Source organism: Hoeflea sp. (assembly GCF_984452065.1).
Genome location: NZ_CFHWAF010000064.1, coordinates 1 through 25627, shown reverse-complemented (window position 1 = coordinate 25627; position 25627 = coordinate 1). Strand labels below are relative to the sequence as shown.

General features: G+C 61.3%; 29 protein-coding genes. 16 read left to right on the top strand and 13 right to left on the bottom strand.

Annotated features, from left to right (window positions below; all coding sequences use genetic code 11):
* Together AC5E6N_RS13640 and AC5E6N_RS13635 are read right to left on the bottom strand one after the other, a co-directional pair.
* Positions 1 to 549: ABC transporter permease subunit (locus AC5E6N_RS13640; RefSeq protein WP_491748320.1), on the bottom strand; the 549-nt coding region annotated here is incomplete at its 3' end.
* A gap of 138 nt (positions 550 to 687) precedes the next feature.
* Positions 688 to 1707, bottom strand: a complete 1020-nt coding sequence (locus AC5E6N_RS13635) for an amino acid ABC transporter substrate-binding protein (protein WP_491748319.1) — start codon at positions 1705 to 1707, stop codon at positions 688 to 690.
* Between the two features lie 306 nt (positions 1708 to 2013).
* On the opposite strand from AC5E6N_RS13635, the gene AC5E6N_RS13630 reads away from it, so the two are divergent.
* On the top strand, positions 2014 to 3210 hold the full coding sequence (locus AC5E6N_RS13630; protein ID WP_491748318.1) for a cystathionine beta-lyase: 1197 nt from the start codon (positions 2014 to 2016) through the stop codon (positions 3208 to 3210).
* Here the strand turns inward: AC5E6N_RS13630 and AC5E6N_RS13625 are convergent.
* From AC5E6N_RS13625 to AC5E6N_RS13600, 6 genes are all read right to left on the bottom strand, one after another.
* The gene (locus tag AC5E6N_RS13625; protein WP_491748317.1) at positions 3200 to 4834 is read right to left on the bottom strand and encodes an NTP transferase domain-containing protein; all 1635 of its coding nucleotides are present in this window, start codon (positions 4832 to 4834) and stop codon (positions 3200 to 3202) included. The two genes, AC5E6N_RS13630 and AC5E6N_RS13625, sit on opposite strands and share 11 nt — an antisense overlap.
* The gene (locus AC5E6N_RS13620) at positions 4831 to 5523 is read right to left on the bottom strand and encodes an XdhC family protein (RefSeq protein WP_491748316.1); all 693 of its coding nucleotides are present in this window, start codon (positions 5521 to 5523) and stop codon (positions 4831 to 4833) included. Before AC5E6N_RS13620 ends, AC5E6N_RS13625 begins: the two co-directional genes overlap by 4 nt.
* Positions 5524 to 5526: 3 nt before the next feature.
* Positions 5527 to 5856 (bottom strand): XdhC family protein, encoded by a 330-nt coding sequence (locus AC5E6N_RS13615; RefSeq protein ID WP_491748315.1) that lies wholly within the window; start codon positions 5854 to 5856, stop codon positions 5527 to 5529.
* A gap of 16 nt (positions 5857 to 5872) precedes the next feature.
* Complete coding sequence (locus AC5E6N_RS13610; protein WP_491748314.1) at positions 5873 to 7015, bottom strand: vWA domain-containing protein; 1143 nt, start codon at positions 7013 to 7015, stop codon at positions 5873 to 5875.
* Between the two features lie 115 nt (positions 7016 to 7130).
* Entirely contained in the window at positions 7131 to 8051 is a 921-nt protein-coding gene (locus tag AC5E6N_RS13605; RefSeq protein ID WP_491748313.1) for an AAA family ATPase, read from the bottom strand.
* A 40-nt stretch (positions 8052 to 8091) separates the two neighbouring features.
* Positions 8092 to 8568: a flavin reductase gene (locus tag AC5E6N_RS13600; RefSeq protein WP_491748312.1), complete on the bottom strand. Its 477-nt coding sequence runs from the start codon at positions 8566 to 8568 to the stop codon at positions 8092 to 8094.
* Positions 8569 to 8825: 257 nt separating this feature from the next.
* Here AC5E6N_RS13600 and AC5E6N_RS13595 point away from each other — a divergent pair, with 257 nt between their 5' ends.
* The 6 genes from AC5E6N_RS13595 to AC5E6N_RS13570 all read left to right on the top strand — a co-directional run bounded on the left by AC5E6N_RS13595 (position 8826) and on the right by AC5E6N_RS13570 (position 14248).
* Positions 8826 to 9968 carry a branched-chain amino acid ABC transporter substrate-binding protein gene (locus AC5E6N_RS13595; protein WP_491748311.1) on the top strand — a complete coding sequence of 381 codons (1143 nt, stop codon included), beginning with the start codon at positions 8826 to 8828 and terminating at the stop codon, positions 9966 to 9968.
* Positions 9965 to 11005: a P1 family peptidase gene (locus tag AC5E6N_RS13590; protein ID WP_491748310.1), complete on the top strand. Its 1041-nt coding sequence runs from the start codon at positions 9965 to 9967 to the stop codon at positions 11003 to 11005. The genes AC5E6N_RS13595 and AC5E6N_RS13590 overlap by 4 nt, the downstream gene beginning before the upstream one ends.
* 66 nt (positions 11006 to 11071) lie before the next feature.
* On the top strand, positions 11072 to 11749 hold the full coding sequence (gene rpe / locus AC5E6N_RS13585) for a ribulose-phosphate 3-epimerase (protein ID WP_491748309.1): 678 nt from the start codon (positions 11072 to 11074) through the stop codon (positions 11747 to 11749).
* A gap of 28 nt (positions 11750 to 11777) precedes the next feature.
* A complete protein-coding gene (locus tag AC5E6N_RS13580) occupies positions 11778 to 12263 on the top strand; it encodes a hypothetical protein (RefSeq protein ID WP_491748308.1) in 486 nt (161 codons plus the stop codon).
* Positions 12264 to 12353: 90 nt separating this feature from the next.
* A complete protein-coding gene (purB, locus tag AC5E6N_RS13575; protein WP_491748307.1) occupies positions 12354 to 13664 on the top strand; it encodes an adenylosuccinate lyase in 1311 nt (436 codons plus the stop codon).
* A gap of 29 nt (positions 13665 to 13693) precedes the next feature.
* Positions 13694 to 14248: an RBBP9/YdeN family alpha/beta hydrolase gene (locus tag AC5E6N_RS13570; protein ID WP_491748306.1), complete on the top strand. Its 555-nt coding sequence runs from the start codon at positions 13694 to 13696 to the stop codon at positions 14246 to 14248.
* Between the two features lie 25 nt (positions 14249 to 14273).
* Here the strand turns inward: AC5E6N_RS13570 and AC5E6N_RS13565 are convergent, their stop codons facing one another.
* Positions 14274 to 14594, bottom strand: a complete 321-nt coding sequence (locus tag AC5E6N_RS13565; protein WP_491748305.1) for a DUF1476 domain-containing protein — start codon at positions 14592 to 14594, stop codon at positions 14274 to 14276.
* A gap of 372 nt (positions 14595 to 14966) precedes the next feature.
* Here AC5E6N_RS13565 and purC point away from each other — a divergent pair, with 372 nt between their 5' ends.
* Together purC and purS are read left to right on the top strand one after the other, a co-directional pair.
* The gene (gene purC / locus AC5E6N_RS13560) at positions 14967 to 15731 is read left to right on the top strand and encodes a phosphoribosylaminoimidazolesuccinocarboxamide synthase (protein WP_491748304.1); all 765 of its coding nucleotides are present in this window, start codon (positions 14967 to 14969) and stop codon (positions 15729 to 15731) included.
* 27 nt (positions 15732 to 15758) lie between these two features.
* On the top strand, positions 15759 to 16001 hold the full coding sequence (gene purS, locus AC5E6N_RS13555) for a phosphoribosylformylglycinamidine synthase subunit PurS (RefSeq protein ID WP_491748303.1): 243 nt from the start codon (positions 15759 to 15761) through the stop codon (positions 15999 to 16001).
* A gap of 9 nt (positions 16002 to 16010) precedes the next feature.
* Here the strand turns inward: purS and kynA are convergent, their stop codons facing one another.
* On the bottom strand, positions 16011 to 16814 hold the full coding sequence (gene kynA / locus AC5E6N_RS13550; RefSeq protein WP_491748322.1) for a tryptophan 2,3-dioxygenase: 804 nt from the start codon (positions 16812 to 16814) through the stop codon (positions 16011 to 16013).
* A 215-nt stretch (positions 16815 to 17029) separates the two neighbouring features.
* On the opposite strand from kynA, the gene purQ reads away from it, so the two are divergent.
* The 7 genes from purQ (at position 17030) to AC5E6N_RS13515 (ending at position 23170) form a co-directional block, all read left to right on the top strand.
* On the top strand, positions 17030 to 17698 hold the full coding sequence (purQ, locus tag AC5E6N_RS13545; RefSeq protein ID WP_491748302.1) for a phosphoribosylformylglycinamidine synthase subunit PurQ: 669 nt from the start codon (positions 17030 to 17032) through the stop codon (positions 17696 to 17698).
* Positions 17695 to 18096 carry a hypothetical protein gene (locus AC5E6N_RS13540; protein WP_491748301.1) on the top strand — a complete coding sequence of 134 codons (402 nt, stop codon included), beginning with the start codon at positions 17695 to 17697 and terminating at the stop codon, positions 18094 to 18096. Before purQ ends, AC5E6N_RS13540 begins: the two co-directional genes overlap by 4 nt.
* A 33-nt stretch (positions 18097 to 18129) precedes the next feature.
* Entirely contained in the window at positions 18130 to 20364 is a 2235-nt protein-coding gene (gene purL / locus AC5E6N_RS13535) for a phosphoribosylformylglycinamidine synthase subunit PurL (RefSeq protein WP_491748300.1), read from the top strand.
* Positions 20365 to 20401: 37 nt separating this feature from the next.
* Positions 20402 to 20635, top strand: a complete 234-nt coding sequence (locus AC5E6N_RS13530) for a BolA family protein (RefSeq protein WP_491748299.1) — start codon at positions 20402 to 20404, stop codon at positions 20633 to 20635.
* A 244-nt stretch (positions 20636 to 20879) separates the two neighbouring features.
* Complete coding sequence (gene grxD, locus AC5E6N_RS13525) at positions 20880 to 21215, top strand: Grx4 family monothiol glutaredoxin (protein ID WP_491689020.1); 336 nt, start codon at positions 20880 to 20882, stop codon at positions 21213 to 21215.
* Positions 21215 to 21682 (top strand): YtoQ family protein, encoded by a 468-nt coding sequence (locus AC5E6N_RS13520; RefSeq protein ID WP_491748298.1) that lies wholly within the window; start codon positions 21215 to 21217, stop codon positions 21680 to 21682. Before grxD ends, AC5E6N_RS13520 begins: the two co-directional genes overlap by 1 nt.
* Positions 21683 to 21901: 219 nt before the next feature.
* A complete protein-coding gene (locus AC5E6N_RS13515) occupies positions 21902 to 23170 on the top strand; it encodes a multidrug effflux MFS transporter (protein WP_491748297.1) in 1269 nt (422 codons plus the stop codon).
* A gap of 6 nt (positions 23171 to 23176) precedes the next feature.
* Here the strand turns inward: AC5E6N_RS13515 and AC5E6N_RS13510 are convergent, their stop codons facing one another.
* The 3 genes from AC5E6N_RS13510 to rpsD all read right to left on the bottom strand — a co-directional run.
* On the bottom strand, positions 23177 to 24010 hold the full coding sequence (locus AC5E6N_RS13510) for an inositol monophosphatase family protein (protein ID WP_491748296.1): 834 nt from the start codon (positions 24008 to 24010) through the stop codon (positions 23177 to 23179).
* Complete coding sequence (gene ttcA, locus AC5E6N_RS13505; RefSeq protein WP_491748321.1) at positions 24007 to 24906, bottom strand: tRNA 2-thiocytidine(32) synthetase TtcA; 900 nt, start codon at positions 24904 to 24906, stop codon at positions 24007 to 24009. Before ttcA ends, AC5E6N_RS13510 begins: the two co-directional genes overlap by 4 nt.
* A 120-nt stretch (positions 24907 to 25026) precedes the next feature.
* Positions 25027 to 25627, bottom strand: a 601-nt coding sequence (rpsD, locus tag AC5E6N_RS13500; RefSeq protein WP_491748295.1) for a 30S ribosomal protein S4, incomplete at its 5' end; no start/stop codon positions are given.

Genomic DNA, 25627 nt, shown 5'->3' with positions numbered 1-25627 from the left:
CGGAATGGGTTTTGGCGCAAACCAGCCGCGAATGTTGATCATGCCGAGTGCACCGAGCTCAAGGCCCTCCCTGGCGCCCGGCAACAGACGCAACACACCGAAATACCAGATGAAGATGTGCAGCAGCAGGGGAATATTGCGGAAGACTTCCACATAGACCGAAGCCACGAGACGGATGATGTAGTTTTGCGAAAGTCTGGCGATCCCGATAAGGAAGCCGAGGATTGTCGCAACGATTATTCCGACGAATGCGACCGATATGGTGTTGAGCAGGCCGACAAGATAGACGCGGCCGTAACTCGATTCCGCCTGGTTGTATTCGATCAGCGATTGGCTGATGGCGAAGCCCGCATTTCGGTCGATAAATCCGAAACCGGAAGCAATGTTCTGCGCCGCAAGGTTTGCGAACATGTTCTGGACGCCGACAACGGCCAGATATGCGATGATCACCAGCAGCACGATCTGGTAGACCCAGCCACGCACCTTCGGATCATTGAATAAAGCAACCTTCGGCTGGCCGACGCCCTGCGAAACGTCTTGCATAGCCATTGTTTGATCTCCTACCCGCGCCTCGAGGACTTCTCCGCGGCCGGGCCTGTCAATTCCCCACGCCCGCCTTGCCGGCGGATTCATTCATTATGTAAGCAATGTGCCCGGCGATCGTCAGAAAGCCGGGCACATATTGTTTTAGCGGATCGGGGGGCCGTATTGCAGGCCGCCCTGGTTCCACTGGGCGTTCAGACCACGGGCAATTGCCAATGGTGTGTCCGGGCCGACATTGCGGTTGAATACCTCGGCATAGTTGCCGACTTCCTTGATGATGTTGTAGGCCCAGTCGTTGCTGAGGCCGATGGCGCCACCGAACTCACCCTCGGTGCCAAGCAGACGCTTGATCGACGGGTTGTCGCTGTTTTTCATCTCATCGAGATTTTCGGATGTGATGCCGAGCTGTTCGGCGTTCAGCATTGCGAAATGCGTCCACTTGATGATGTTCAGCCACTGATCGTCACCCTGACGAACCGCCGGGCCAAGCGGCTCCTTGGAGATGATCTCCGGCAGCACGACGTGTGCATCCGGCTCCGCAAGCTTCAGACGGTTCGCATAAAGGCCCGACTGGTCGGTGGTGAAGACATCGCAGCGTCCGGCATCATAAGCCGCGACCACTTCGTCGTTCTTTTCAAATGCGACCAGTTCGTAGTCCATGTTGTTGGACCGGAAATAGTCCGCGACGTTCAGCTCCGTGGTCGTGCCGGTCTGCGTGCAGATGGACGCGCCGGAAAGCTCAAGAGCCGAATTGATGCCCATGTCCTTGCGAACCATGAAGCCCTGTCCGTCATAGTAGTTGACGACGGAGAAGTTCAGACCGAGTGCCGTGTCGCGGCTCATGGTCCACGTCGTGTTGCGCGAAAGAACATCGATGTCGCCCGACTGCAGAGCGGTAAAGCGCTCTTTGGCGGACAGTGGCGTGAATTTCACCTTCGTCGCGTCGCCGAAGACAGCGGCGGCCACAGCGCGGCAGAAATCAACGTCGAGTCCGGTCCAATTTCCGTCCTGATCCGGATTGGAAAACCCGGGCAGGCCCTGGCTCACGCCGCATTGCAGCGAGTCTTTCGATTTGACTTCATCGAGAGTCGCCGCCGATGCGGTACCGGCTGCAAGACTCAATACCGCTGTGCCGACGATTGCCGACAGGATCTTTCTTGTCATTTGTATAACCTTTTCGATTGCCCTGTATTGTCACTCCCGGAGAACGCGATCGCTATGCAGCGTTAATATACCGCTATTCTTAAGCACGTTCTCGACATGGCTATTACATTCCGAATTCTAGCGTGGGATCAAGCCCATATATCCAAAATATGACGATTCCTGCCGGTTTTGGTTAAACGCGCCGAAGTTGCAGGACAATTTGGGCATAATTTCCAATTTTTCCCGGACCGTGACCCGCCAGGCCTTTGAACTCCTTCAGACGACGGTGTAAACCGGCATGCCAAAACAGACATAGCAGGAAAAACAATGACACAGTCAGACAACCGGTCGAAATGGGGCGACAATACGAGGCTTGCCCATAGCGGCAACGACCCGCTGGAATTTCACGGTTTTGTCAATCCTCCAATTGCCCGGGCGTCCACGGTGTTGTTCCCGGATGCCGCAACCATGGCGAGCGGCGATCAGAAATATACCTACGGCACCCACGGCACGCCGACATCCGACGCCCTCGCGAACGCGATCAACGAGCTGGAGGGATCGGCCGGCACCATTATCGTTCCTTCCGGCCTTGCCGCCGTAACGGTGCCGCTGCTGTCCTTCCTCGATGCGGGAGACCATATGCTCGTGGTCGATTCCGTCTATTTTCCGACCCGCCGCTTCTGCGACACGATGCTGCGCCGTCTCGGCATCGAGATCTCCTATTACGACCCGCTCGCCGGCGCCGGGATCGAGGCGCTCATTAAGCCCAATACGAAGGTTGTGTTTACCGAATCGCCTGGCTCCAACACGATGGAGATACAGGACATCCCGGCAGTTGCGGCAGTCGCGCGCAGACATGGCGCGATCGTCATGATGGACAACACCTGGGCAACGCCGCTCTATTTCCGGCCGCTCGATTTCGGTGTCGACATCAGCATCCATGCCGCCACGAAATATCCGGGCGGGCACGCCGATGTGCTTCTCGGCCTGGTTTCCGCCAATGAGCGCTGCTGGCAGGGCGTGCAGGACGGCTACACCTCAATCGGCGCCTGCGGTAATCCGGACGACTGCTACCAGGTTCTTCGCGGACTGCGCACAATGGGTGTGAGACTGGAACGCCATCAGAGCTCGGCACTTGAAATAGCGCGGGAACTGCAAGGGCGACCCGGTGTCACCGATGTCCTGCATCCCGCCCTTCCCGATTTCCCCGGCCATGCGCTCTGGAAACGCGATTTCAAAGGCTCGAGCGGGCTTTTTTCGATCGTGCTTGACGGCGGGCCGTCACGCGACCTGCAGCGCGGGAAAGCACATGCGTTTCTGGACGCGCTGGAGATTTTCGGCCTGGGATATTCCTGGGGAGGCTATGAAAGCCTGGCGGTGCAGGTTTCGCTTGCGGACCGCACGATCGCCAAAGGTCCGGACACGGGCCCCGTTTTGCGTCTGCAGATCGGCCTTGAGGATGCCGCTGACCTTCTGAGCGATATCGATCGCGGGCTCGCGGCCGCGGCCCAGGTCAGTTCTTGAGGACGCCGCCGGCGTCAATAACGGCCTGCCGCGTATCGACATCGACCAGAGCGGCATCTCCGATATCGACATCGACGATTTTCAGGCCGCTACCGGCAACGATCTGACGCGCACCGGTATCACCTTCGAGGCGCATGACGGCATCGAATGTCGCGCGAGGCAGCAAGACCGGATTGCCCCTCACCTGACCGCTTGCCGCGCGGATGACCGCGTCGCCGCCGGCCTTGTTGAACGCCGTTATGAGCGCGTCCAGATGCCCGGCCTCGATCGCCGGCATGTCGGCCAGGATGATCAATGCGCCGGCACTGCGATCGCCGAGCGAGGCCACACCGCAGCGCAGCGACGATGCCATCCCTTCCTCGAAATCCGGATTCTGCGCGATGGTCACGTCAAGGCCGTCCAGAACGGCGGACATATCCTGGCCGCGATATCCGACGACCACGGTGACGGCAGAAGCCTTGCTTGCCAGCGCCGTCTGGCATGATTTGCGCAACAGGGGCACACCGTCGAACTCCGCCAGCAGCTTATGCGGGGCTTGTCCTTCCAGGGCCCCTCCCATACGGCTGGCCCGCCCGGCCGCAAGCACGACGACTTCCACCGGAAGATCGGCCTTGCCGGCGCTGTCTCCCTTAAGCCGCGGTTGCGGCCGGCTTGGAATTTCCTTCAGCAGCCCGCCGACCCCCATGGACATGATTGCATCCGGTGACGGTGTCTGACCCGCCAGGATGCGCGCCAGCACCCAGTCGAAGCCGTTTTCCTTCGGACTGCGCGCGCATCCGGGCGCGCCGATGACGGGTACCGGACCCACATGTCCAAGAACAAGAAGGTTTCCCGGGTCGACAGGCATGCCCACATGATCGACGCCGCCGCCAGCGAGCCGGATGCCTGCCGGAATAACGTCCTGTCCATCGACAATCGCCGAGGCGCCGAACGCCACGATCACATCGCACTGCGTCTTGATGTCGGAAACCGCCCCGGCCACGGCGGCGGCGTCGTGCGGCACGCGCCTTTCGGCCGCCAGAACGCTCTCCGACGCATCAAGGCGCGCCTGCAGGAGCCGCGCCGTCTTGTCCATGACGGAGCTCTTCAGCGACGGCAATGTCGTCGCGACGAGGCCGACACGCGCCTTGCGGAACGGCCGCAGCGCAAGAATATGCGGTTTCGATATCGCGTCGACCGCCGCATCCAGACTTTGCCCGGACACCGCGAGCGGAATGATCTTGATGGTCGCCACCATTTCACCGGCGCTCACCTGTGAATGGTCGGCGATGGTCGCCAGCGTAATGGCCGGGTCAATACGGTTGAAGCGGTTGACCATGTCGGCATCGGCGCAAAACAGGCCGTTCGTGACGGCAAACAGATTGACCCGCCCGGTGGCCGCTTTGCCGGCCCTTATCTGCGTCGCCGCAAGCGCTGCGGCCAGCGTCTCGGCGGCACGGTCCTCACCGATATCATCGGGCTCCAGCCGGGCGACGACAACCTTTTCGACCTGTTCGGCCTGCAACGCGGAAATGTCGTCGGCCGAGAGCACCCGCCCCTTCTTCAGACGCACCTTTCCGGCCGCGAGCGAGTGCGCCAGCACGCAGCCGACCGCTTCCGATGTCCTGACGGGTCCGAATTTCAATGGGCTGCCACCTTTCTCTTGCGCAACGCCGCAATGACCTCGGCAAGGATCGCGACGGCGATTTCCTGCGGGCTCGAGGCGCCGATGTCCAGCCCGATCGGAGATGCGATCCGCGCGATCATGGCGTCTTCGACGCCAAGCTCCGAGAGCCGTGCAACACGTTTCGCATGGGTTTTTCTGCTGCCGAGCGCGCCGACGTAAAAACACCCGGCATCCAGCGCCGCCTTCAGCGCGCCGTCGTCTATCTTCGGATCATGTGTGACGGCGGCAAGCGCGGTGAACGGATCGAGCGGGCGCGCCTCCAGCGCTTCGTCCGGCCACTCGGCCTGAAGATCGACGCCCTCAAAACGTTCCGCCGTCGCAAAGGCGGTTCTCGGGTCAATGACCCTCATGTCGAACCCGGCGATTTGCGCCATCGGCGCCAGCGCCTGCGAGATATGGACCGCGCCGATCATGACAAGCCTCGGCGGCGGCAAATGAGCGTTGATGAAATATTCCCGCCCATCGGTTTCGACTGTGGTCGATTTCCCGGTCCGGAAGGCCCGTTCGACGGCCGGCCCGAGCGATCCGGGGGCCGCCTCACCCTCTTTGACAAGCCGGTTGCTGCCGTCGGAGAGATCGGTCACCAGCACCGCCGCGCGGCGGGCGGCCCGTTCTGCATTCAGTTGAGCGAGCAGATCGATATCCAAGCGCTACCCCAGTTTCTCGACAAAGACACGGATGCGGCCGCCGCAGGACAGGCCGACCTCCCACGCGGTTTCATTGGCGACGCCGAATTCGAGCATGCGCGGCGCGCCGCCCGACATGATGTCCATGGCCTCGCTGACCACGGCGCCTTCGACACAGCCGCCCGAGACCGAGCCGTGAAAATTGCCGTCGGCGTCGATCACGAGATGACTGCCGACCGGACGCGGCGCCGAGCCCCAGGTATCGACAACCGTCGCAACCGCTACATCGCGGCCCTCCCCGGCCCAGCGCTCCGCGACCGCAAGCGGATCGAGTTGTTCCACTGATTCAGCCATGGCAAAACCTCCAACGTCAGTATCCGGCGCCCGCAAGAAAGCGCCGCGGATCACTTTGCCTGCTCTTTGCTCCGTCGAGTGCAGAAACAAGATCCGACAAGGCTTCAAGATTGTGCACAGGACGGAACTCGTCAACATGCGGCAGCATGGCCCGCACACCCATGGCCCTCGCCTCGAAACCTTCAAAGCGCAGGAGCGGATTGAGCCAGATAAGCCGGCGGCAGGATTTTTGCAGCCTTTCCATCTGCAGCGGCAGGTCGTCCACACTCTCGCGTTCAAGGCCGTCGCTGATCAGCAGGACAATCGCTCCCTGCGACAGGACCCGGCGCGACCAGAGCCGGTTGAACTCGGCCAGCGTGTCCGATATCCGCGTGCCCCCCGACCAGTCCAGAACGGCGGCGGAACACTCTTCCAGCGCTTCGTCCGGGTCACGGTGGCGCATCTGCCGGGTCACGTTGGTCAGGCGCGTGCCGAAAAGGAAGGTGTGAACGCGCCGCCTTTTCTCGGTCAGCGCATGCAGGAAATGCAGGAATATGCGCGTGTACTGGCTCATCGAACCGGAGATATCGGCAAGGACGACAATCGGCGGATGAACGGTCTTCGGCCGGCGGAAACGCGGCAGGATCAGCCCGCCGCCCGTCTTCAGGGCGGTGCGCATCGTGGCGCGCGGATCGATCTTCGCGCTGGTGCGGCTGGGGCGGTAGCGGCGGGTGACGACCCGGTCGTCCGGAAGCAGCAATTGCGAAAGCGCCTGTTTGGCCTGCGCGATCTCCTCGGCGGTCATTTGCGCGAAATCCGTCTTGCGCAGAACCTCGTTGGCCGAACTGGTAAAACGCGCGTCGACCTCTATCTCGGGTTCATCCTTTTGCGGCCGCCGTTCATCACGGTTCTGAAAAGCCTGGCTCGCGCGGGTCTGCCCGCTTCTTTGCCTTTCCTTTTCACGCCGCTCCGGGGCAACGGGCGAAAACATGGCGATCATCTTTTCCACCAGATCGCGCGACCGCCAGAAAAGCCGGAAAGCCTCGTCAAAGACCGCATGGTCCTCGTGCCGATTGACGAAAATCGAATGCAGGGTCCAGTAGAAATCGTCGCGCGAACCGATGCCTGCGACCTTCACGGCCTCCACCGCGTCGGTCACGGCCGCCGGGCCGACACGCATGCCGGCGCGGCGCAACGCGCGGGCGAAATAGACGATGTTATCCGCCAGCCGCCCGTGTTGGCTGTTGCCGTCAATATCGGTTTGCGTGGCCAGCTTCGGTCTCCATTCCCGGCGTTCAGGCCGTCGCCAGCTCGGATCTCAGTTCCTCGAGCAGCCTGCGCCCCTCGCCCTCCTCGATGCGGGCAATATCGTCCTGATACTTCAACAGCGTGCCGATCGTGTCCGAGATCGTCTCGGGATCCAGCGCGACGCTGTCAAGCTCGGTCAGCGCCGTTGCCCAGTCGATCGTTTCGGCAACGCCTGGATTCTTGAACAGATCGAGCTTCCTGAGCTTCTGCACATAGCCGACAAGCTCGCGGGACAGCGCCTCGTTGCAGCCCGGAACCTTGCGCCGGACAATCTCCAGTTCCGCCTCCGCATCGGGATAGTCGACCCAATGATAGAGACAGCGCCGTTTCAGCGCGTCGTGAATCTCACGGGTCCTGTTCGTCGTGATGATGACGATAGGCGGCTCGTCGGCCTTGATGACCCCGATTTCCGGGATCGTGACCTGAAATTCCGAAAGCAGTTCAAGAAGATAGGCCTCGAAAGCCTCATCCGTCCGGTCCAGCTCGTCAATCAGGAAAACGGGAGCCCCGTCCTTTGAGGACAAGGCCTGCAGGACGGGCCGGCGGATCAGATAGTCGTCGGAGAAGATGTTTTTCTCAATCGCGCTGCGATCGGCATCTCCCGCCGCCTCGGACATCCTGATTTCCAGCATCTGGGCCGGATAGTTCCACTCATAGACAGCGGTCGAGATATCGAGGCCTTCATAACACTGCAGGCGGATCAAGGGTCTTTCCAGCGCCGCCGAGAGCACTTTGGCGATCTCGGTCTTGCCGACACCCGCTTCCCCCTCCAGCAACAAGGGCCGACCCATCTTCAGGCCCAGGAACAGGACGGTCGCAAGCGCCCGGCTGCCCACATAGTTCTGACTGTCCAGAAGTTCCAGCGTTTCGTCGATCGAGGCCGGAACGGCTTTGGGTTGCTTGGTCAATAGGATTCTCTCATCGTTGAAAGAGACTGTTGAACAAAGGCTACAGGCTGCGCCAGGCGCGGTCCAGAAACAACAGCGCCGGCTGCATCGGCCCGATGCGCAAGCCTTCCACCTTCCCGAACAGAACCATGTGTGTGGCGACGATCTTGTGCTCGACAAGATTGCAGTCAAACACGGCCATGGCATCGCGAAGCGTCGGACTGCCGGTCGAAACCGTGTCCCAACTGCCCATCGCAAACCGCGCCTCGCCATCCCTATCGTCGAAACCGGCGAAAGAGGCGGCCATCGGCTGATGTCCCTCGGCCAGCGTGTTCACGGCGAACTTGCCGCTGTCCAGGAATATACGGTTGTTGGGATTGGATTTGTTGAGGCACACAAGCACGATCGGAGGTTCATCCGATACGGAGCAGGCAGCCGTTACCGTCACGCCGCGGCGAACGCCGCCGTGCTCGGTGGTCACCAACTGGACGTGACCGGCATAGTGCGCCATCGCATCCCGGTATTCCTGGGACTGCACCGTCCTTCGCTCCAACACCCACCAACTCCAGAATCTCATCGATGCACGGGTTGTGCACGCTTTACATAGACACATCTGCGCAATTTGGAACCACCTTGCAGGAATTACAGCGGTTTTGAGGCAAGAGGCCTCCCGCTCGTCCGGCAGCATCCGGCCGTGGGCCGGCGCAGCGGATTCGACAGGTTCGACTTGGTCATAGGCTGCTGATCTGATAACGCTGGAAAAAACGCCGACGCTGATCGGATGAAAGGACGCCGATGGGTCTGGGACGAAGGTCAATTCTTGCCGCTCTGTTTTTGGCTGCATGTCCGTTTGCCACGGCACTTTCCGCCGCACAGGACAACGGTCCGGGGCTGCGGATTGGCGTCATTGTCCCGACGGAAGGCAACTTCTCCATCCTCGGAGATCAAATCCTCAAGGGAATCAGAGTTTTAAAGGACAATTCCGCCGCCGCCATATCCGAGATACTCGAAGAGCCGGATTCCTGCGATTCCGCCGGCGGTCAGGATGCCGCCAGTGCCTTCGTCGAGGCCGGCGTTGACGCCGTTATCGGTTTTCTGTGCATGGAGAGCCTGTCGTCGGCGCTGCCGGTCCTGTCGGCCTCGGGCATTCCCGCGCTCACGCTCGGCGTGCGTTCGGCCATCGTCGCCGAGGACGCCAACCGGCAGGGATGGCTGTTTTACAGAATGGCCCCCCGCGATGACGACGAAGCGAAAATGGTCACCCGCACCATCTCCAACGACTGGAGCGGCAAGCCGCTGGCGCTGGTGGAAGACGGCACGATTTACGGGCGCGAACTGATGGAATCCGTCAGGATTTTACTTGAAGAAATCGGCATATCCCCCATCTTCGTCGACAATTTCCGCCCTTCGCAGGACCGCCAGTTCGGTCTTGTGCGCCGGCTTGAGCGCTCCGGGGCAACCCATGTCTTCATCGGCGGCGACCGTCAGGACGCCGCAACCATCGCCCGCGACGCCGCCGAAGCGGGTCTGGATCTGACCTTTCTGGGCGGCGACGCATTAAACGCCGCCGACGGCAATCCACCGCTTGCCGACGGCTTCTTTGCCGTGACCCTGCCGGATGCGCGATATCTGCCGAGCGCCGCACGCGCCGTATCTCAATTCGATCGGGCGGGTGTTCCCGCCGGCGGCTACACGATCGCCGCCTATGCGGCGGGACAGGTTCTGATGGCGGCGAAACGTGCCGCGGAACTCTCCGGCACGCCGCTCGTCGATCATCTGACGGGCAACCGGTATTTCACCGCGATCGGCCAGATCGAATTCGACGAATCCGGCGAACGCCGGGACAATCCGTTCGAATTGATGGTCTGGTATGACGGCGCTTTTGTTCCCGCCGATCTGGCCGGCGGCGGTTCCGGCGAAGGCGGAACGACCCAATGATGAAGGCAGGCAAACGCAATCTCATCACGGATGTCGACGGCCTGCTGGTCGGCAATGCGCAGGATTCGCGCCTCAAATCAGGCGTGACGGCAATCATCTGCCAGGACAGCGCGGTGGCCTCCGTCCAGGTTCTGGGCGGCGCGCCGGGCACCAGGGAGACCGATCTTCTGGAACCGCACAACACCGTCGATGCCGTCAACGGCATTGTCCTTTCGGGCGGTTCGGCCTTCGGACTGGACGCCGCGTCCGGAGTGCAGGCGGCTCTGCGAAAAAAACGCGTCGGCTTCGAGATTGGCCCGCATGTCATCCCGGTCGTACCCTCGGCAATCCTGTTCGACCTCGTAAATGGCGGAGACAAGGACTGGGATCTGTATCCGCCCTATCGCGAGTTGGGCTTCGAAGCGGCAAACGGCGCCGGCAAGGAATTCAAGACGGGAACGGCCGGCGCGGGGGCCGGCGCGACGACGGCGGAACTCAAAGGCGGTCTTGGTTCAGCCTCGACCGTCATGGGCAATGGCGTGACGGTCGGCGCGGTTGTGGCGGTCAATTCCGTCGGAACCGCCAATGTCGGCGGCGGTCCGCATTTCTGGGCTGCTCCCTTCGAAGTCGCCGGGGAGTTCGGCGGGCTCGGCCTTCCCTCGCCGCTGCCGGCAAGCACGACGGATTTGAGAATAAAGTTCCGGGAGCCGGAAAATCCCGAAGGCCGCAATACGACCATCGCCGTCATTGCAACCGATGCGGTGCTGACCAAGGCCGAAGCCAAACGCCTGGCTGTTGCATCCCACGATGGATTTGCACGCGCCATCTGGCCGGCGCACACCGCCTATGACGGTGATTTGATTTTCTCGCTTGCGACCGGCACCAGCGGCCGGGCACTCAACGTCGATGGCTTTATCGACCTTTGCGCCGTCGCGGCATCGACCATGTCCCGGGCAATCGCACGCGGCGTCTACGAAGCGGTGGCCGAACCCGGAGATGTGCTGCCAAGCTGGCAGTCGCTTTACGGCCGCGGCAGTGAGCTGTCGATTGAGGATTGACACCGATTGTGCGTCGTTGCGGCAAATGCTAATTGCGCGCCAGCAGCCCTGGCACCGGAGCCCGATATGAGCCGTCCGATCACGATAGCGCCGTCAATCCTGGCATCAGACTTCTCCCGCCTCGGCGAGGAGGTCCGCGATGTGATCGATGCCGGAGCCGACTGGGTGCATCTCGACGTCATGGACGGCCATTTCGTGCCGAACATCACCTTCGGCCCGGACGTCGTGAAATCAGTTCGGCCGCATACCGATGCGGTCTTCGATTGCCACCTGATGATCGCCCCGTGCGATCCCTATATCGAAGCCTTCGCCAAAGCCGGCTGCGACATCATCACGGTCCATGCGGAGGCGGGGCCGCACCTTCACCGTTCGTTGCAGGCCATCCGCTCGCTGGGCAAGAAGGCAGGCGTCTCGCTCAATCCGGCGACACCGGAAGACGTCATCGAATATGTGCTCGATGAACTCGACCTTGTTCTCGTCATGAGCGTCAATCCGGGATTTGGCGGACAGAAAATGATCCCCGCCGTCCTCGACAAGGCCAAACGCATCAGCGGGATGATCGGCGACCGCCCGATCGATCTGGAAATCGACGGCGGCATAACGAAGGACAATGCGGGCGATGTCGCAAAGGCCGGGATCAACGCGCTCGTGGCCGGTTCGGCGGTCTTCAAGGGCGGCACCATCGAAGCCTATCGCACCAACATTGCCGCCATACGCGAAGCGGCGAACCGCGCACGCACCTGAATTGCCCGGCCACCGCGGGGTTTTCACGATGCCGGACGATGCAACAGGAAAACCGCGGCTTGGGATGCTGGCATCGGGCGCCATTGCCTGGGGCGCTGCGATGGCGCTGTCGCTGACTGTCTCGCTTGAAATCACACTCGACGGCCTCACCTCACACAGGACCGCGCTCACACTGCTCTATTTCGCCGGCGGGCTGGCGGCATTTCCGCCGGCCGTTCTGATTGCGCGCCTCATTTCCAGAGACAAGCCGATCGAAGTGCGGTTCGCCGCCGTGTTCTTCTGTCTGTGTGCCGCCACGGTCGCTATAACCGCCAGCCTCTTCGCCCTCCTTTACTGGACGTTTTTCGCCCATTGGAGCGAAGCGCTCTTTTCCATTGCATGGATGCAACAGACTGCCGTGACGATCATTGCGGCGCTCTACCAGTTCGCGGCCGTCGGCCTGCGCTACTTCTTTCCTGTCGGCATCGTCGCGCTGTTCGCCGCCAGCATATTCCTTGCCCCACGCATGCGTTGAGATCGCCTCCTTTTTCTGCTAGCAGGCACACATATCCTCCGCCGGCCGCGCTGCGCCGGGCCCTGAATTCGCCACCCGTGAGTATCATCCATGATCCCTCGTTATTCCCGACCTGAAATGGTGGCCATCTGGTCTCCCGAATCGAAGTTTCGCATATGGTTCGAAATCGAGGCGCACGCGTGCGACGCGCTGGCGGAGCTCGGCGTGGTGCCGAAATCGGCGGCGAAAACCATCTGGGAAAAGGCAGGCGACGCCACCTTCGATGTCGACCGGATCGACGAGATCGAAGCCGTCACCAAACATGACGTCATCGCGTTCCTGACCCATCTTGCCGAGATCGTGGGCCCCGAGGCCCGTTTCGTGCACCAGGGCATGACGTCGTCCGACGTGCTCGACACCTGCTTCAACGTTCAACTCGTGCGCGCGACGGACATTCTGCTTGCCGACATGGAAAAGCTTCTCGCCGCGCTCAAAAAGCGGGCGTGGGAGCACAAGGACACGGTCACGATCGGACGCAGTCATGGAATACATGCCGAGCCGACGACCTTCGGCATGAAGCTTGCCCAGGCCTACGCGGAATTCGAGCGCGGGCAAAACCGGCTCAGGGCCGCGCGGGACGAAATCGCCACCTGCGCCATATCCGGCGCGGTCGGCACTTTCGCCAATATCGATCCGGGCGTCGAGGAACATGTCGCAAAGGCGCTCGGCCTGACGGCGGAGCCGGTATCCACCCAGGTCATCCCGCGCGACAGGCACGCCATGTACTTTGCCACGCTCGCCGTCATTGCCTCGTCCATCGAACGGCTCTCCGTCGAGATCCGGCACCTGCAACGCACGGAAGTCCTGGAAGCCGAGGAGTATTTCTCTCCCGGCCAGAAAGGCTCGTCGGCCATGCCGCACAAGCGCAATCCGGTGCTGACCGAGAACCTGACCGGTCTGGCGCGCATGGTGCGCTCCTATGCCATGCCCGCGATGGAAAACGTGGCGCTCTGGCACGAGCGCGATATTTCGCACTCGTCAGTGGAGCGGATGATCGGCCCGGACGCCACGGTGACTCTGGATTTTGCCCTCGCCAGACTGACCGGCGTCATTGAGAAGCTTGTCGTCTATCCCGAAACGATGATGGCGAACCTCGACAAGTTCAGGGGGCTTGTCCATTCCCAGCGGGTTCTGCTGGCTTTGACGCAGGCCGGTGTCAGCCGCGAAGATGCCTACCGTCTGGTTCAGCGCAACGCCATGAAGGTCTGGGAGGAAGGCAAGGATTTTCTTGAGGAACTGCTTGCCGACGAAGAGGTGCGCAAGGCCCTCAGCGAAGACGAGATCAGGGAAAAATTCGATCTCGGCTACCATACCAAGCATGTCGACACCATATTTGCCCGTGTCTTCGGCACCGAAGGCTGACCGTTCAAACGTCCATTTGCGAGCAGGCGATGAAAGCGTCCGAAGCCGACATTCTGATTGTCCCGGGTTACAAGAACTCCGGCCCGGAACACTGGCAAAGCCGCTGGCAGGCGAAACTGTCGACCGCGCGCCGGGTCGAGCAGAAGAGCTGGGAAAAACCCGAACTTGAGGATTGGACGGCGGCCATTGCCGCTGCCGTCAACGGATGCAAGCGTCCTATCGTCATCGTCGCGCATTCGCTCGGCGTGCCGGCGGTCGTCCAGGCCATCCCGAAATTCGAAAAACCGGTTGTCGGTGCGATGCTTGTTGCGCCCCCGGATGTGTCGAACCCGAAAATCCGGCCCAAGCACCTGATGACCTTCGGACCCTACCCACGCGACCCTTTGCCTTTTCCGGCAATGGTCATCGCCAGCCGCAACGACCCCTACAGCGGCTTCGACGAAGCCGATGACGCGGCGGCGGCCTGGGGTGCGCTTTTCATGGACGCCGGAAATGCCGGCCATATCAATGCCGAATCCGGCTTTGGACCATGGCCCGAGGGCTTGATGGTCTTTGCCCGCTTCCTGAGCAAGCTCAAGCCCTGAGGCGATCGGCCGGACGGGCGATCCGCTATTCGGTGCGGACCTGCTCGATCGCCTGCTGCATCATTTCATCCATGTGCCGGCGAATCTGGTGGTCGGACTGATCGACACCGGCCGCGTCGAAATCCCTGCGGACCTTGCGGAAAACATCCTGGTCTCCCGCCTCTTCGAAATCGGCCAGGACAACTTCCTTGGCATAGGCCTCGGCGTCGTCGCCCTCCTTGCCCAAAAGTTCAGCGGCCCAAAGACCCAGCATCTTGTTACGGCGTGCTTCCGCTTTGAACCGCAGTTCCTCATCGTGGGCGAATTTGTTTTCATATGCGTCGCTGCGTTCGTCCATGCCGCTCATATTCAGTTCTCCCGAACGTAGATAACTCTCTTGACTGCGTTGCTTATAACAGAGGCAACATTCCTCTTATATGTGTAAATCAAATGCCCAGGAAAAGATCAATCGGCACTTTCGGGCAATCGGGCACGCGCGCCCGAATCCTGACATTCAGGCCCGAAACGCGCGGAATTGCCGCATTCGCCGCCATTCGCCCGGTCGTCCTGCGACAATCGTTTTCGTCGCCGCGGTCCGCAAGCGTCAAATACGCGGTGGATCAGCACCCAAAAGGGTCTTCAACAGCGATTGTGATATGCGGTCAATTCGGCTAGATGGTAGCCAAATCCCGCACCAGACAGGCAGCCGCAACGGGCGGCCGCAGGAACAGAGAAAATCATGAACCGTCGCCGCCGAATCTATGAGGGCAAAGCCAAGATTCTCTACGAAGGCCCCGAGCCCGGCACGCTGATCCAGTTTTTCAAGGACGACGCCACGGCATTCAACAACAAGAAGCACGATGTTGTTGAGGGCAAGGGCGTGCTCAACAACAGAATCTGCGAGTTCGTTTTTGAACACCTGAACCGGATCGGCATCCCCACCCATTTCATCAAACGCGTCAATATGCGCGAACAGCTGATCAAGGAAGTCGAGATCATCCCGCTTGAGGTTGTGGTCCGCAACGTCGCCGCCGGATCCCTGTCCGAACGGCTCGGCCTTGACGAGGGCACGGTGCTGCCGCGTTCGATCATCGAGTTCTACTACAAGGCCGACGCGCTCGACGATCCGATGGTGTCCGAGGAGCATATCACCGCCTTCGGTTGGGCAAGTCCGCAGGAAATCGACGACATCATGGCCCTGGCGATCCGCGTCAACGACTTCCTGTCCGGCCTTTTCCTGGGCGTCGGCATCCAGCTTGTCGACTTCAAGATCGAGTGCGGCCGGCTGTTCGAGGGCGACATGATGCGGATTGTCGTTGCCGACGAGATTTCTCCCGACAGCTGCCGCCTGTGGGACATCGAGACAAAGGACAAGATGGACAAGGACCGCTACCGGCGCGACCTCGGCGGCCTGGTTGAGGCCTATCAGGAAGTCGCCCGACGCCTCGGCATCGTCAACCGCAACGAACCGCCGCGCGGAACCGGCCCCGTCCTGGTCAAATAGCGGTCTGAACAAACGAGGAATGCGCCCGTGATCAAGGCACGCGTCACCGTCACACTGAAAAACGGAGTGCTCGACCCGCAGGGCAAGGCCATTGAGGGTGCGCTCGGCTCGCTCGGCTTCGAAGGCGTCGATCAGGTCCGGCAGGGCAAGGTCTTCGACCTGGAGCTTTCCTCCGCCGATCCCGCCGGGGCGAAAAAGGATATTGCCGCCATGTGCGAGAAGCTGCTGGCAAACACCGTCATCGAGGACTATTCCGTCGAACTCGTATGACTGCGCCGGCTAAAGCTCGGTTCTGACAGCCCACAATTCCGGAAAGAACGTGCGTTCGAGCGCGGTCTTGAGGAAACCGACGCCGGATGAGCCGCCGGTGCCTTTCTTGTAGCCGATGATGCGCTCGACCGTTTTCATATGGCGGAAGCGCCATTGCTGGAACCGGTCCTCGACATCGACGAGTTCCTCGGCCAGTTCGTAGAGCTCGAAATAGCGCTCCGGTTCGCGGTAGACCTGAAGCCAGATGTCGCGAAGCGGTTCGCTGAATTCGTGATTGACGGAAAAATCACGCTCGAGCAGATCGCGCGGAACATCGAAACCGGACCGGCTGACAAGCGCAATCGATTCGTCATAAATGCTGGGTCCCTTGAATGCGGCCTCAAGCCGGGCATGAATTTCCGGCCTGTGGCGGTGCGGCGCAAGCATCCGCCCATCCTTGGCGCCAAGCAGGATTTCAACCAGCCTGTACTGGTAGGACTGGAAGCCCGATGCCTGGCCCAGACGGTCGCGGAACGTCATATAGTCAGACGGCGTCATCGTGGACAGCACATCCCAGGCCGTCACCAGTTGCTCCTGGATCGCGGACACGCGCGCCAGGGCCTTGAAGGCAAGCCCCGCCTTGTTTTCACGCAGATTGCCCATGGCGAATTCCAACTCGTGGATAATCAGACGCAGCCAGAGCTCCTGAACATGATGGACAATGATAAAGAGCGTCTCGTCCTGTTTGTCGCTGAGCGGCTGTTGCGCGGCCAGCAGCGTGTCGAGCTTGAGGTAGTCGCCATAGGACATGCGCCCTTCGAAATCGAGCGACATGCTGCTTTCGACGCGGCTTTCATCCTTGGTCAATAAAACCTCCCTCACCGGTGCCGGGCGCCCTGCCCCGTCAAGCCATCGCCCGCGCGGCAAATATTTTAAACATAAACTATCTTGACGATACTCCGCACTGGATAGCAAGGCAACAGCTATCGCAATTGCCGCCCATATGCGTTAAAAGGCGGCCACACAGACCTCCAATTCATTCTGGAAACATGAAATCAGCAGTCCTTCTTCTTCCCGGCCTCAATCGCGACCGGGATATGATTGCCGCATTGACGAAGATTTCCGGCGAAGAGCCCCACACCGTGTGGCAAACGGAAACGGAAATCCCGGATGTCGATCTGATCGTCATACCCGGTGGCTTCTCCTACGGCGACTATCTGCGCTGCGGAGCGATCGCCGCGCGCATGCCGGTCATGGAAGCCGTGCGGCAAAAGGCAAAAGCAGGGGTGCGCGTCCTCGGCGTGTGCAACGGCTTTCAGATCCTTGTCGAAGCGGGGCTTCTTCCCGGCGCACTGATGCGAAACGCCTCGCTGAAATTCGTCTGCCGCGAGGTCAGGCTTGAAGTCACGAATGCGGAAACGGTCTTCACCGCGCAATACAGGAAAGGCGAAATCATCCGCTGTCCCGTCGCCCACCATGACGGAAACTATTTTGCCGCCCCCGACGACCTCAAAAAACTTGAGGACGAGGGCCAGATTGTTTTCCGTTATGCGCAGGGCACCAATCCCAACGGATCGATCAACGACATCGCCGGCATCGTCAATGCGGACGGCAACGTTCTCGGCATGATGCCGCATCCGGAAAACCTGATCGAGCCGGCCCACGGCGGAACGGACGGTCAGGCTCTCTTCACCGCCGCGCTGGGACTGGCGGCATGAGGATTGCGCCGCGCCGCATAGCGATCGCATTGCCGGTCCTTGCGGCGGCGTTGACGGCCTGCCGGACATCGGGCCCCGGAAACATCACCCTGCAATCGCAGGATGGGGCACTGCCCACCATGGAGCGCATTGCGCTTGCGGCAAACAAATGCTGGTTCAAGGGCGGTCAGCGCACGTTCAGGGCCTACCGGCTCGCCCCTGAGCTCAGCTCTTTTTCCGGCCGGCCGCGTATCCTGATCGTGCCGGGCGGCAGGCCGCAGGACCGCCCCCTCGCCGTTATCGAGGCCGAAGGCGAGCCGGCGACCGTCAGCGCCTACGGTCCCCTGATGTCGCAATCGGCCGGCAACCGGATCGCGGCCGACACGAGACGCTGGGCCAGCGGCGGATCATCCTGCTGACAATCACCCTGGAAACGCTGCGATATTGCCCAAATGAACATTCCGAACGACATCCAGATCACACAAGAGCTCATCGAAGCGCATGGTCTCAAACCCGACGAATATGACCGCATTCTCGAACTGATCGGACGCGAGCCGAGCTTTACCGAACTCGGCATCTTCTCGGCGATGTGGAACGAGCACTGCTCCTACAAATCCTCGAAGAAATGGCTGCGCACCCTGCCGACGGACGGACCGCAGGTGATCCAGGGCCCCGGCGAGAATGCCGGCGTGGTCGATATCGGGGACGGCGACTGCGTCGTCTTCAAGATGGAGAGCCACAACCACCCCTCCTATATCGAGCCCCATCAGGGCGCGGCGACCGGCGTCGGTGGCATCCTGCGCGACGTATTCACCATGGGTGCCCGCCCCATCGCCGCTATGAACGCCCTGCGCTTCGGAGAACCCGAACATCCCAAAACCCACCATCTTGTGGCCGGAGTGGTCGCCGGTGTCGGCGGTTACGGCAATGCGTTCGGCGTGCCGACGGTCGGCGGCGAGGTCGAATTCGATGCCCGCTACAACGGCAATTGCCTCGTCAACGCTTTTGCGGCAGGCCTCGCCCGGACGGATGCGATCTTCTATTCGAAAGCCGAAGGCATCGGCCTTCCCGTCGTCTATCTCGGGGCGAAAACCGGACGCGACGGTGTCGGCGGCGCCACCATGGCCTCCGCGGAATTCGACGAGTCGATCGAGGAAAAACGCCCCACCGTGCAGGTCGGCGACCCGTTTACCGAAAAATGCCTGCTTGAAGCCTGTCTCGAGCTGATGGCCTCCGGCGCCGTGATCGCCATTCAGGATATGGGCGCGGCTGGCCTGACCTGTTCGGCGGTTGAAATGGGCGCCAAGGGCGGGCTCGGCATCGAGCTTGATCTCGACAAGGTGCCGGTTCGCGAAGAAAACATGAGCGCCTATGAGATGATGCTTTCGGAGAGCCAGGAACGCATGCTCATGGTCCTGCGCCCCGAAAAGGAGGCCGAGGCCGAGGCCATCTTCAAAAAATGGGGCCTCGATTTCGCGGTCGTCGGCAAAACGACCGACGATCTGCGCTTCCGCGTCGTCCATCAGGGCGATCAGGTCGCCGACCTGCCGATCCGGGAACTCGGCGACGAAGCGCCCGAATATGACCGGCCCTGGCGCGAGACCGGCCTTTATTCACCGCTGCCCGCGCACAATGTTGATGAACCGGACGACTACGGCAAGGCGCTTTTGGCGCTCGTCGGCTCGGCCAACAATTCCTCCCGCCGCTGGGTCTATGAGCAGTATGACACGCTGATCCAGGGCAACAGCCTGCAACTGCCGGGCGGCGATGCCGGCGTGGTCCGGGTCGACACCCATCCCGCCAAGGCGCTCGCCTTTTCCTCCGATGTCACGCCGCGCTATTGCGAGGCCGATCCGTTCGAGGGCGGCAAGCAGGCCGTCGCCGAATGCTGGCGCAACCTGACCGCAACGGGCGCCGAACCGCTCGCCGCGACCGACAATCTCAATTTCGGCAATCCGGAGCGCCCGGAAATCATGGGGCAACTGGTCAAGGCCATCGAAGGGGTCGGCGAGGCATGCGCGGCGCTGGGCTTTCCGATCGTGTCGGGCAATGTCTCGCTCTATAACGAGACAAACGGCGAAGCTATTTTGCCGACGCCGACCATCGCCGGGGTCGGCATCCTGCCCGACTGGTCCCAGATGGCGACCATCGGCGGCGCGAAGGACGGCGACGTCGTCGTCCTTCTGGGCGCGGACGGAACGCATCTCGGCCAGTCGGCCTATATGCGCGACTGCCTGGGCCAGTCGGACGGCCCGCCGCCGCCCGTTGACCTTTATGCGGAAAAACGCAATGGCGACTTCGTCCGCTCCGCCATCCGCAACGCTCAATTCACCGCCTGTCACGATATCTCGGACGGCGGGCTCGCCTTGAGCCTTGCCGAAATGGCCGTCGCGTCGGGAACGGGCATGCGGATCGACCTGGAACCGGCGCAGGAGCCGCCGCACGCGCTTCTTTTCGGCGAGGATCAGGCGCGCTACATCGTCACACTGCCGCCGGATCTCGCCAATTTCGTCTGCATGAATGCCGAAGGCGCGGGCGTGCCCTTTCGCCGGCTCGGCACCGTCGGTGGCGACAGTTTGACGATAGACGGCATGCTCTCCATATCTGTAGAGGAATTGCGCGACGCCTATGAATCATGGTTCCCTGACTATATGGATGGAACCGCCGCACAGGCGGGCGAAGGTTGAATGTGTCAGTCGATGTTAATCTTACGGGGAGAGTGCCATGCCGATGAATGCCGGTGATATCGAGGAAATGATCAAGGCCGCAATCCCCGACGCGCAGGTGACGATCCGCGACCTTGCCGGAGATGGCGATCACTATGCGGCCGAAGTCGTCTCGGATAGCTTCCGGGGCAAGACAAGGGTGCAGCAGCATCAGATGGTCTATCAGGCGCTGAAAGGTAATATGGGCGATGCGCTGCACGCGCTCGCGCTCCAGACCAGCGCCCCGGACTGAACCTGTTCATTGCGGTGAACACCGGCAATACCGCCGTGCCGATCGACAACACGGCCCATGCCTGGACTACTAAGTCATGCACATGTGACCGACAAGGACCGCGGAGCGATCCGCGGTCCTTTGCTGTCGGGCCCGCTTTGCCGTGGACCTGCAAAGCGGGGACTGGAAATCCCTCGGCATCGGAGTTATTTACGGGTCGACAGCCAACTCCGGGCCTTTTCCCCGGCAGCCATAAGGAATTGAAATGTCAGCCATCAACGAATTTATCGACAATGAGGTCAAGGGCAGCGACGTGGTGCTTTTCATGAAGGGCACACCCGGCTTCCCGCAATGCGGTTTTTCCGGGCAGGTCGTGCAGATCCTCGACTATCTCGGCGTCGAATACAAAGGCATCGATGTTCTGGCCGACGATGATCTGCGCCAGGGCATCAAGGATTACTCGAACTGGCCCACCATCCCCCAACTCTACGTCAAGGGAGAGTTCGTCGGCGGTTGCGACATCATCCGCGAAATGTTCCAGGCCGAGGAACTGCAGAGCCATCTGAGCGAGAAAGGCGTTACCGTCAAGGGCGCCGCCTGATGCGCAACTGGAATGTCTACCTGTCGGGCGAGATTCACACCGACTGGCGCGAGCAGATCGAGGCGGGTGTGAAGGCGGCCGATCTGCCGGTCACATTCAGCGCGCCCGTCACGCATCACGAGGCGTCGGACGATTGCGGCGTATCCATTCTCGGTTCCGAACCCGACAAGTTCTGGCACGACAACAAGGGCGCCAAGGTCAATGCGATCCGCACCCGCACGCTGATCGGCGATGCCGACGTCGTGGTTGTCCGGTTTGGCGACAAATACAGGCAGTGGAATGCGGCGTTCGACGCCGGCTATGCCTCGGCGCTCGGCAAGGCGCTGATCGTCATGCATGGCCCGGACCATCAGCATGCGCTCAAGGAAGTCGATGCGGCGGCCTTGGCCGTTGTTGAGACGCCGGATCAGATCGTCAGGGTCCTCGACTACGTCATCAACGGCAGGCTCGCCGGCTACACGGACTGATCTCCGCCCGGCTCTCCGGACCTGTTCCAAACCCCGCGCCATATGCGTGCGGTATTGCCAAAACAGCGGTTTGGGTTTACCCCAAGAACGGGTCGCCAATATGCGGCCCGTTCGGCTTTGAGTCGGACGACATTCCGTCCGAAAGCCGCCGAACAGACTGATCGACACGGCATGCGGCCGAATTCCGGCCATCCAGCACACCGCACCAAAGGCAGCGTCATGGACATGAAAAGCGAACCCGGCACGGGTCGACAGGACACCGATTCGCCGCGCCGCACCGAGATGGTCGAGCGTGCCGGCATGAGTTTCGCCGAATTCATCATGCTGATGGCGGCGCTCAGTTCCATCGTCGCCCTGTCGATTGACATCATGCTGCCGGCCCTGCCGGAGATCAGCCGCAGCTTTTCTCTGACGGACGATAACGACCGCCAGGCGGTGATCACCGTCTTCATGCTCGGGTTTGGCTGCGCACAGATTCTGTTCGGTCCGATCTCCGATCGTTTCGGCCGAAAGGCGATCCTGATACCGGCGATACTGTTTTACGCGGTCGCGGCCGTCGCGAATGCCTTCGCGGCAAGTTTTGCCAGCCTGCTGGCGCTCCGGCTTGCCCAGGGCGTTGCCGCCGCCGCCGTGCGCATCGTCGTCAACGCCATTGTCCGGGACTGTTTCGGCGGGCGCGACATGGCGCGCGTCATGTCCTACACGTTTACGATATTCATGATCGTGCCGATCCTGGCGCCGGCCCTGGGGCAGGCAATCATCAGCGTGTCATCCTGGCACTGGATATTCATTCTTCTCGGTCTGGCGGCATTGGTCATGGCCTCCTGGTCCGGCTTGCGCCTGCAGGAATCCCTGCCCCGGGAAAACCGCCTTCCCCTGTCCTTCGCGGCAATCGGAGGAGCGTTCAAGGAGGTGATCACCAACCGGCTGGCCATGGGGTACACCCTTGCATCGACCCTGTGTTTCGGCGGGCTGTTCGCCTATGTCGTCTCAGCGCAGCAGATCTATCAGTCGGTCTACGATCTGGGGACGCTGTTCGTTTTCGCCTTCGCGCTCAATGCGGGCATTATGGCGGTGCTGAATTTTGCCAACGGCTCGCTGGTGCGGCGTGTCGGAATGCGGCTGATCTCGCACAGTGCGCTGATCGCCTATGCGCTTCTTGGAACAATCATGCTGATCGTCTGTCTGCCGGGCACGCCGCCCTTCCCGATCGCCTACGCGCTGATGGCGGCGATCATCGGCGCCTTCGGACTGGTGCCGCCGAACTTCAACGCCCTTGCGATGGAGCCGCTCGGCCATGTGGCCGGCACGGCATCCTCCGTCATGGGCGTTATCAGCTTCACCGGCGGCGCCGTCCTTGGCGCGGCTGTCGGACAGGCATTCGACGGAACACTTGTGCCGCTTGCCGCCGGTTTCGCCGTCTTCGGCTGGCTCGGCGTGGCGATCATCGTCTGGACCGAGAAAGGCCGCCTGTTTGCCCGGTCTTGACCGGCGCTATGTGAGTTCGAAAATCTCCCGCCGGATCAACGACCAGCTTTCGGGATCCGTCGCCGTGATCAGCCCGCCACTGGTTATACCGGGGCGATAGGGGGAGCCGTCAAGACAGGCCGTGTAACCGCCCGCCTCCGCATGAATCAGAACGCCGGCAAGGTGATCCCACGGCATCAGATTATGCGCGCTGACAAAGTGCGCCCTGCCGGTCGCCGCGAGCCGGTACTCCCAGGCGGAACAGCGAAAGGCGAACGGCATCCCGATACCGGCGAGGTTTCCCGCAACCCGGCTGCGCGCCGGCTTGCTGAGAAAACCCCAGGAGATCGTTCCCACCATCTGATCGAGGCTCGTCGGAGCCGCCACCTGCAGCGGCCGTTCGCCGCCGCTCCGGGCACCGCACAGGCGGCTCCCGCCGCCGGCAACGCCGACCACACTCTCGCCGCCTTCCGGATAATGGATGATACCGGCAACGCATTCGCCGTTCACGACAACGGCGAGGATCGTGCCGAAGGTGGGCATGCCGGACGCAAAATTATACGTCCCGTCGACCGGATCGATGACGAAGGCGAATTCGGCCTCGTCCAGCCCGTCGATCAGGGCCGGATTTTCGGCGGTCGCCTCTTCGCCGACGATCAAGGCGCCGGGATAGCGGCCGCGGAGCGCGGCGGACAGATAATCTTCCGCGGCGGTATCGGCCTCGGTCACCACGTCCCAGGCCGACTCCTTCTCCTTGATGTCGCCGTCTTCTATGGCGCGGAAGCGCGGCATGATTTCCTTCTCGCCCGCCGTCTTCAGGAGACCGACGAGATCCGGTATGTCGCTGTCGGAAAATGTCATTTTATCTTTTCTGCGCGGTCCGTGCGTTGTTCGTCCAGGCTAAGGAAGTCAAACAGGCTGCGGTCGAGCAGATGAGACGGGCGGACATTCGTCAGCGCCCGCATCATCGTGTCCTTGCGGCCCGGCATGCGGGTTTCGATATCGGCGATCATCTCTTTCATCGCATTGCGCTGCAGCCCGTCCTGGGAGCCGCACAGGTCGCACGGGATGATCGGAAAGCGCAAAGCCTCGGCGAATTTCGCCAGATCGTCTTCGGCGCAATAGGCAAGCGGGCGCAGGACGAGGACATCGCCCTCATCGTTGATAAGCTTCGGCGGCATGGCCGCAAGCCGCCCGCCGTGGAAGAAGTTCATGAAGAACGTTTCCAGGATGTCTTCGCGATGATGCCCGAGCACCAGGGCATCGCATTTTTCCTCCCGGGCAATGCGGTAAAGATGGCCACGGCGAAGCCGCGAGCAAAGCGAACAATAGGTGCTGTTTTCGGGAAGCTTTTCGGTCACCACCGAATAGGTGTCCTGATACTCGATGCGGTGCGCCACGCCGTTGCGGCTGAGGAACTCCGGCAGGATATGTTTGGGGAAATTCGGCTGACCCTGATCGAGATTGCAGGCGATGAGTTCCACCGGCAACAGACCGCGCCACTTCAAATCGAGCAGGACCGCCAGAAGGCCGTAGGAATCCTTGCCGCCGGAAAGGGCGACGAGCCAGCGCGCAGGCTTGCCATCTCCCGTCATGCCGAAATCGTCAATCGCCTGCCGCGTTTGCCGCAACAGGCGTTTGCGCAGTTTCTTGAAGCTCACCGAAGACGGCGCCTGCCGAAACATCGGATGGCAATGATCGTCCTGCTGACCGGCATCGGCCTCAAATGCTTGCCCATGCGGTGCGCTGTCGGACATGTCCATGGAATCGTTCCTGTCCCGAGCGATACGCAGCTACGTACCGCGACACGGCCATGAATGAAACAAAAAGCCGCCGGAAATCCCGACGGCTCTGTTCCGCGTGCGATACGAATCCGGTCAGCGTGAATAGAATTCGACGACGAGGTTCGGTTCCATCTGGACCGGATACGGCACATCCGACAGTGTCGGGACGCGGACATAGGTCGCGACCATCTTGCTGTGGTCGACTTCGATATATTCCGGCACATCCCGCTCGGCGAGTTGCGTTGCCTCGAGGACAAAAGCAAGCTGCTTGGACTTCTCGCGGATCTCGATGACATCGCCCGGCTTGCAGCGGTAGGACGGGATATTGGTGCGCACGCCGTTGACCGTGACATGGCCGTGATTGACGAACTGACGTGCGGCAAAAACAGTCGCAACGAACTTCGCACGATAGACGACCGCATCAAGGCGCGATTCCAGGAGGCCGATCAGGTTTTCCGGCGTATCGCCCTTGCGGCGGTTGGCTTCCTCGTAGATTTTCCGGAACTGCTTTTCCCGGATATCGCCGTAGTAACCCTTCAGCTTCTGCTTGGCGCGAAGCTGCACACCGAAGTCGGACAGCTTGCCCTTGCGGCGCTGGCCGTGCTGGCCCGGCCCGTATTCGCGGCGGTTGACCGGCGATTTGGGACGGCCCCAGATGTTCTCGCCCATGCGGCGATCAAGTTTGTATTTGGAC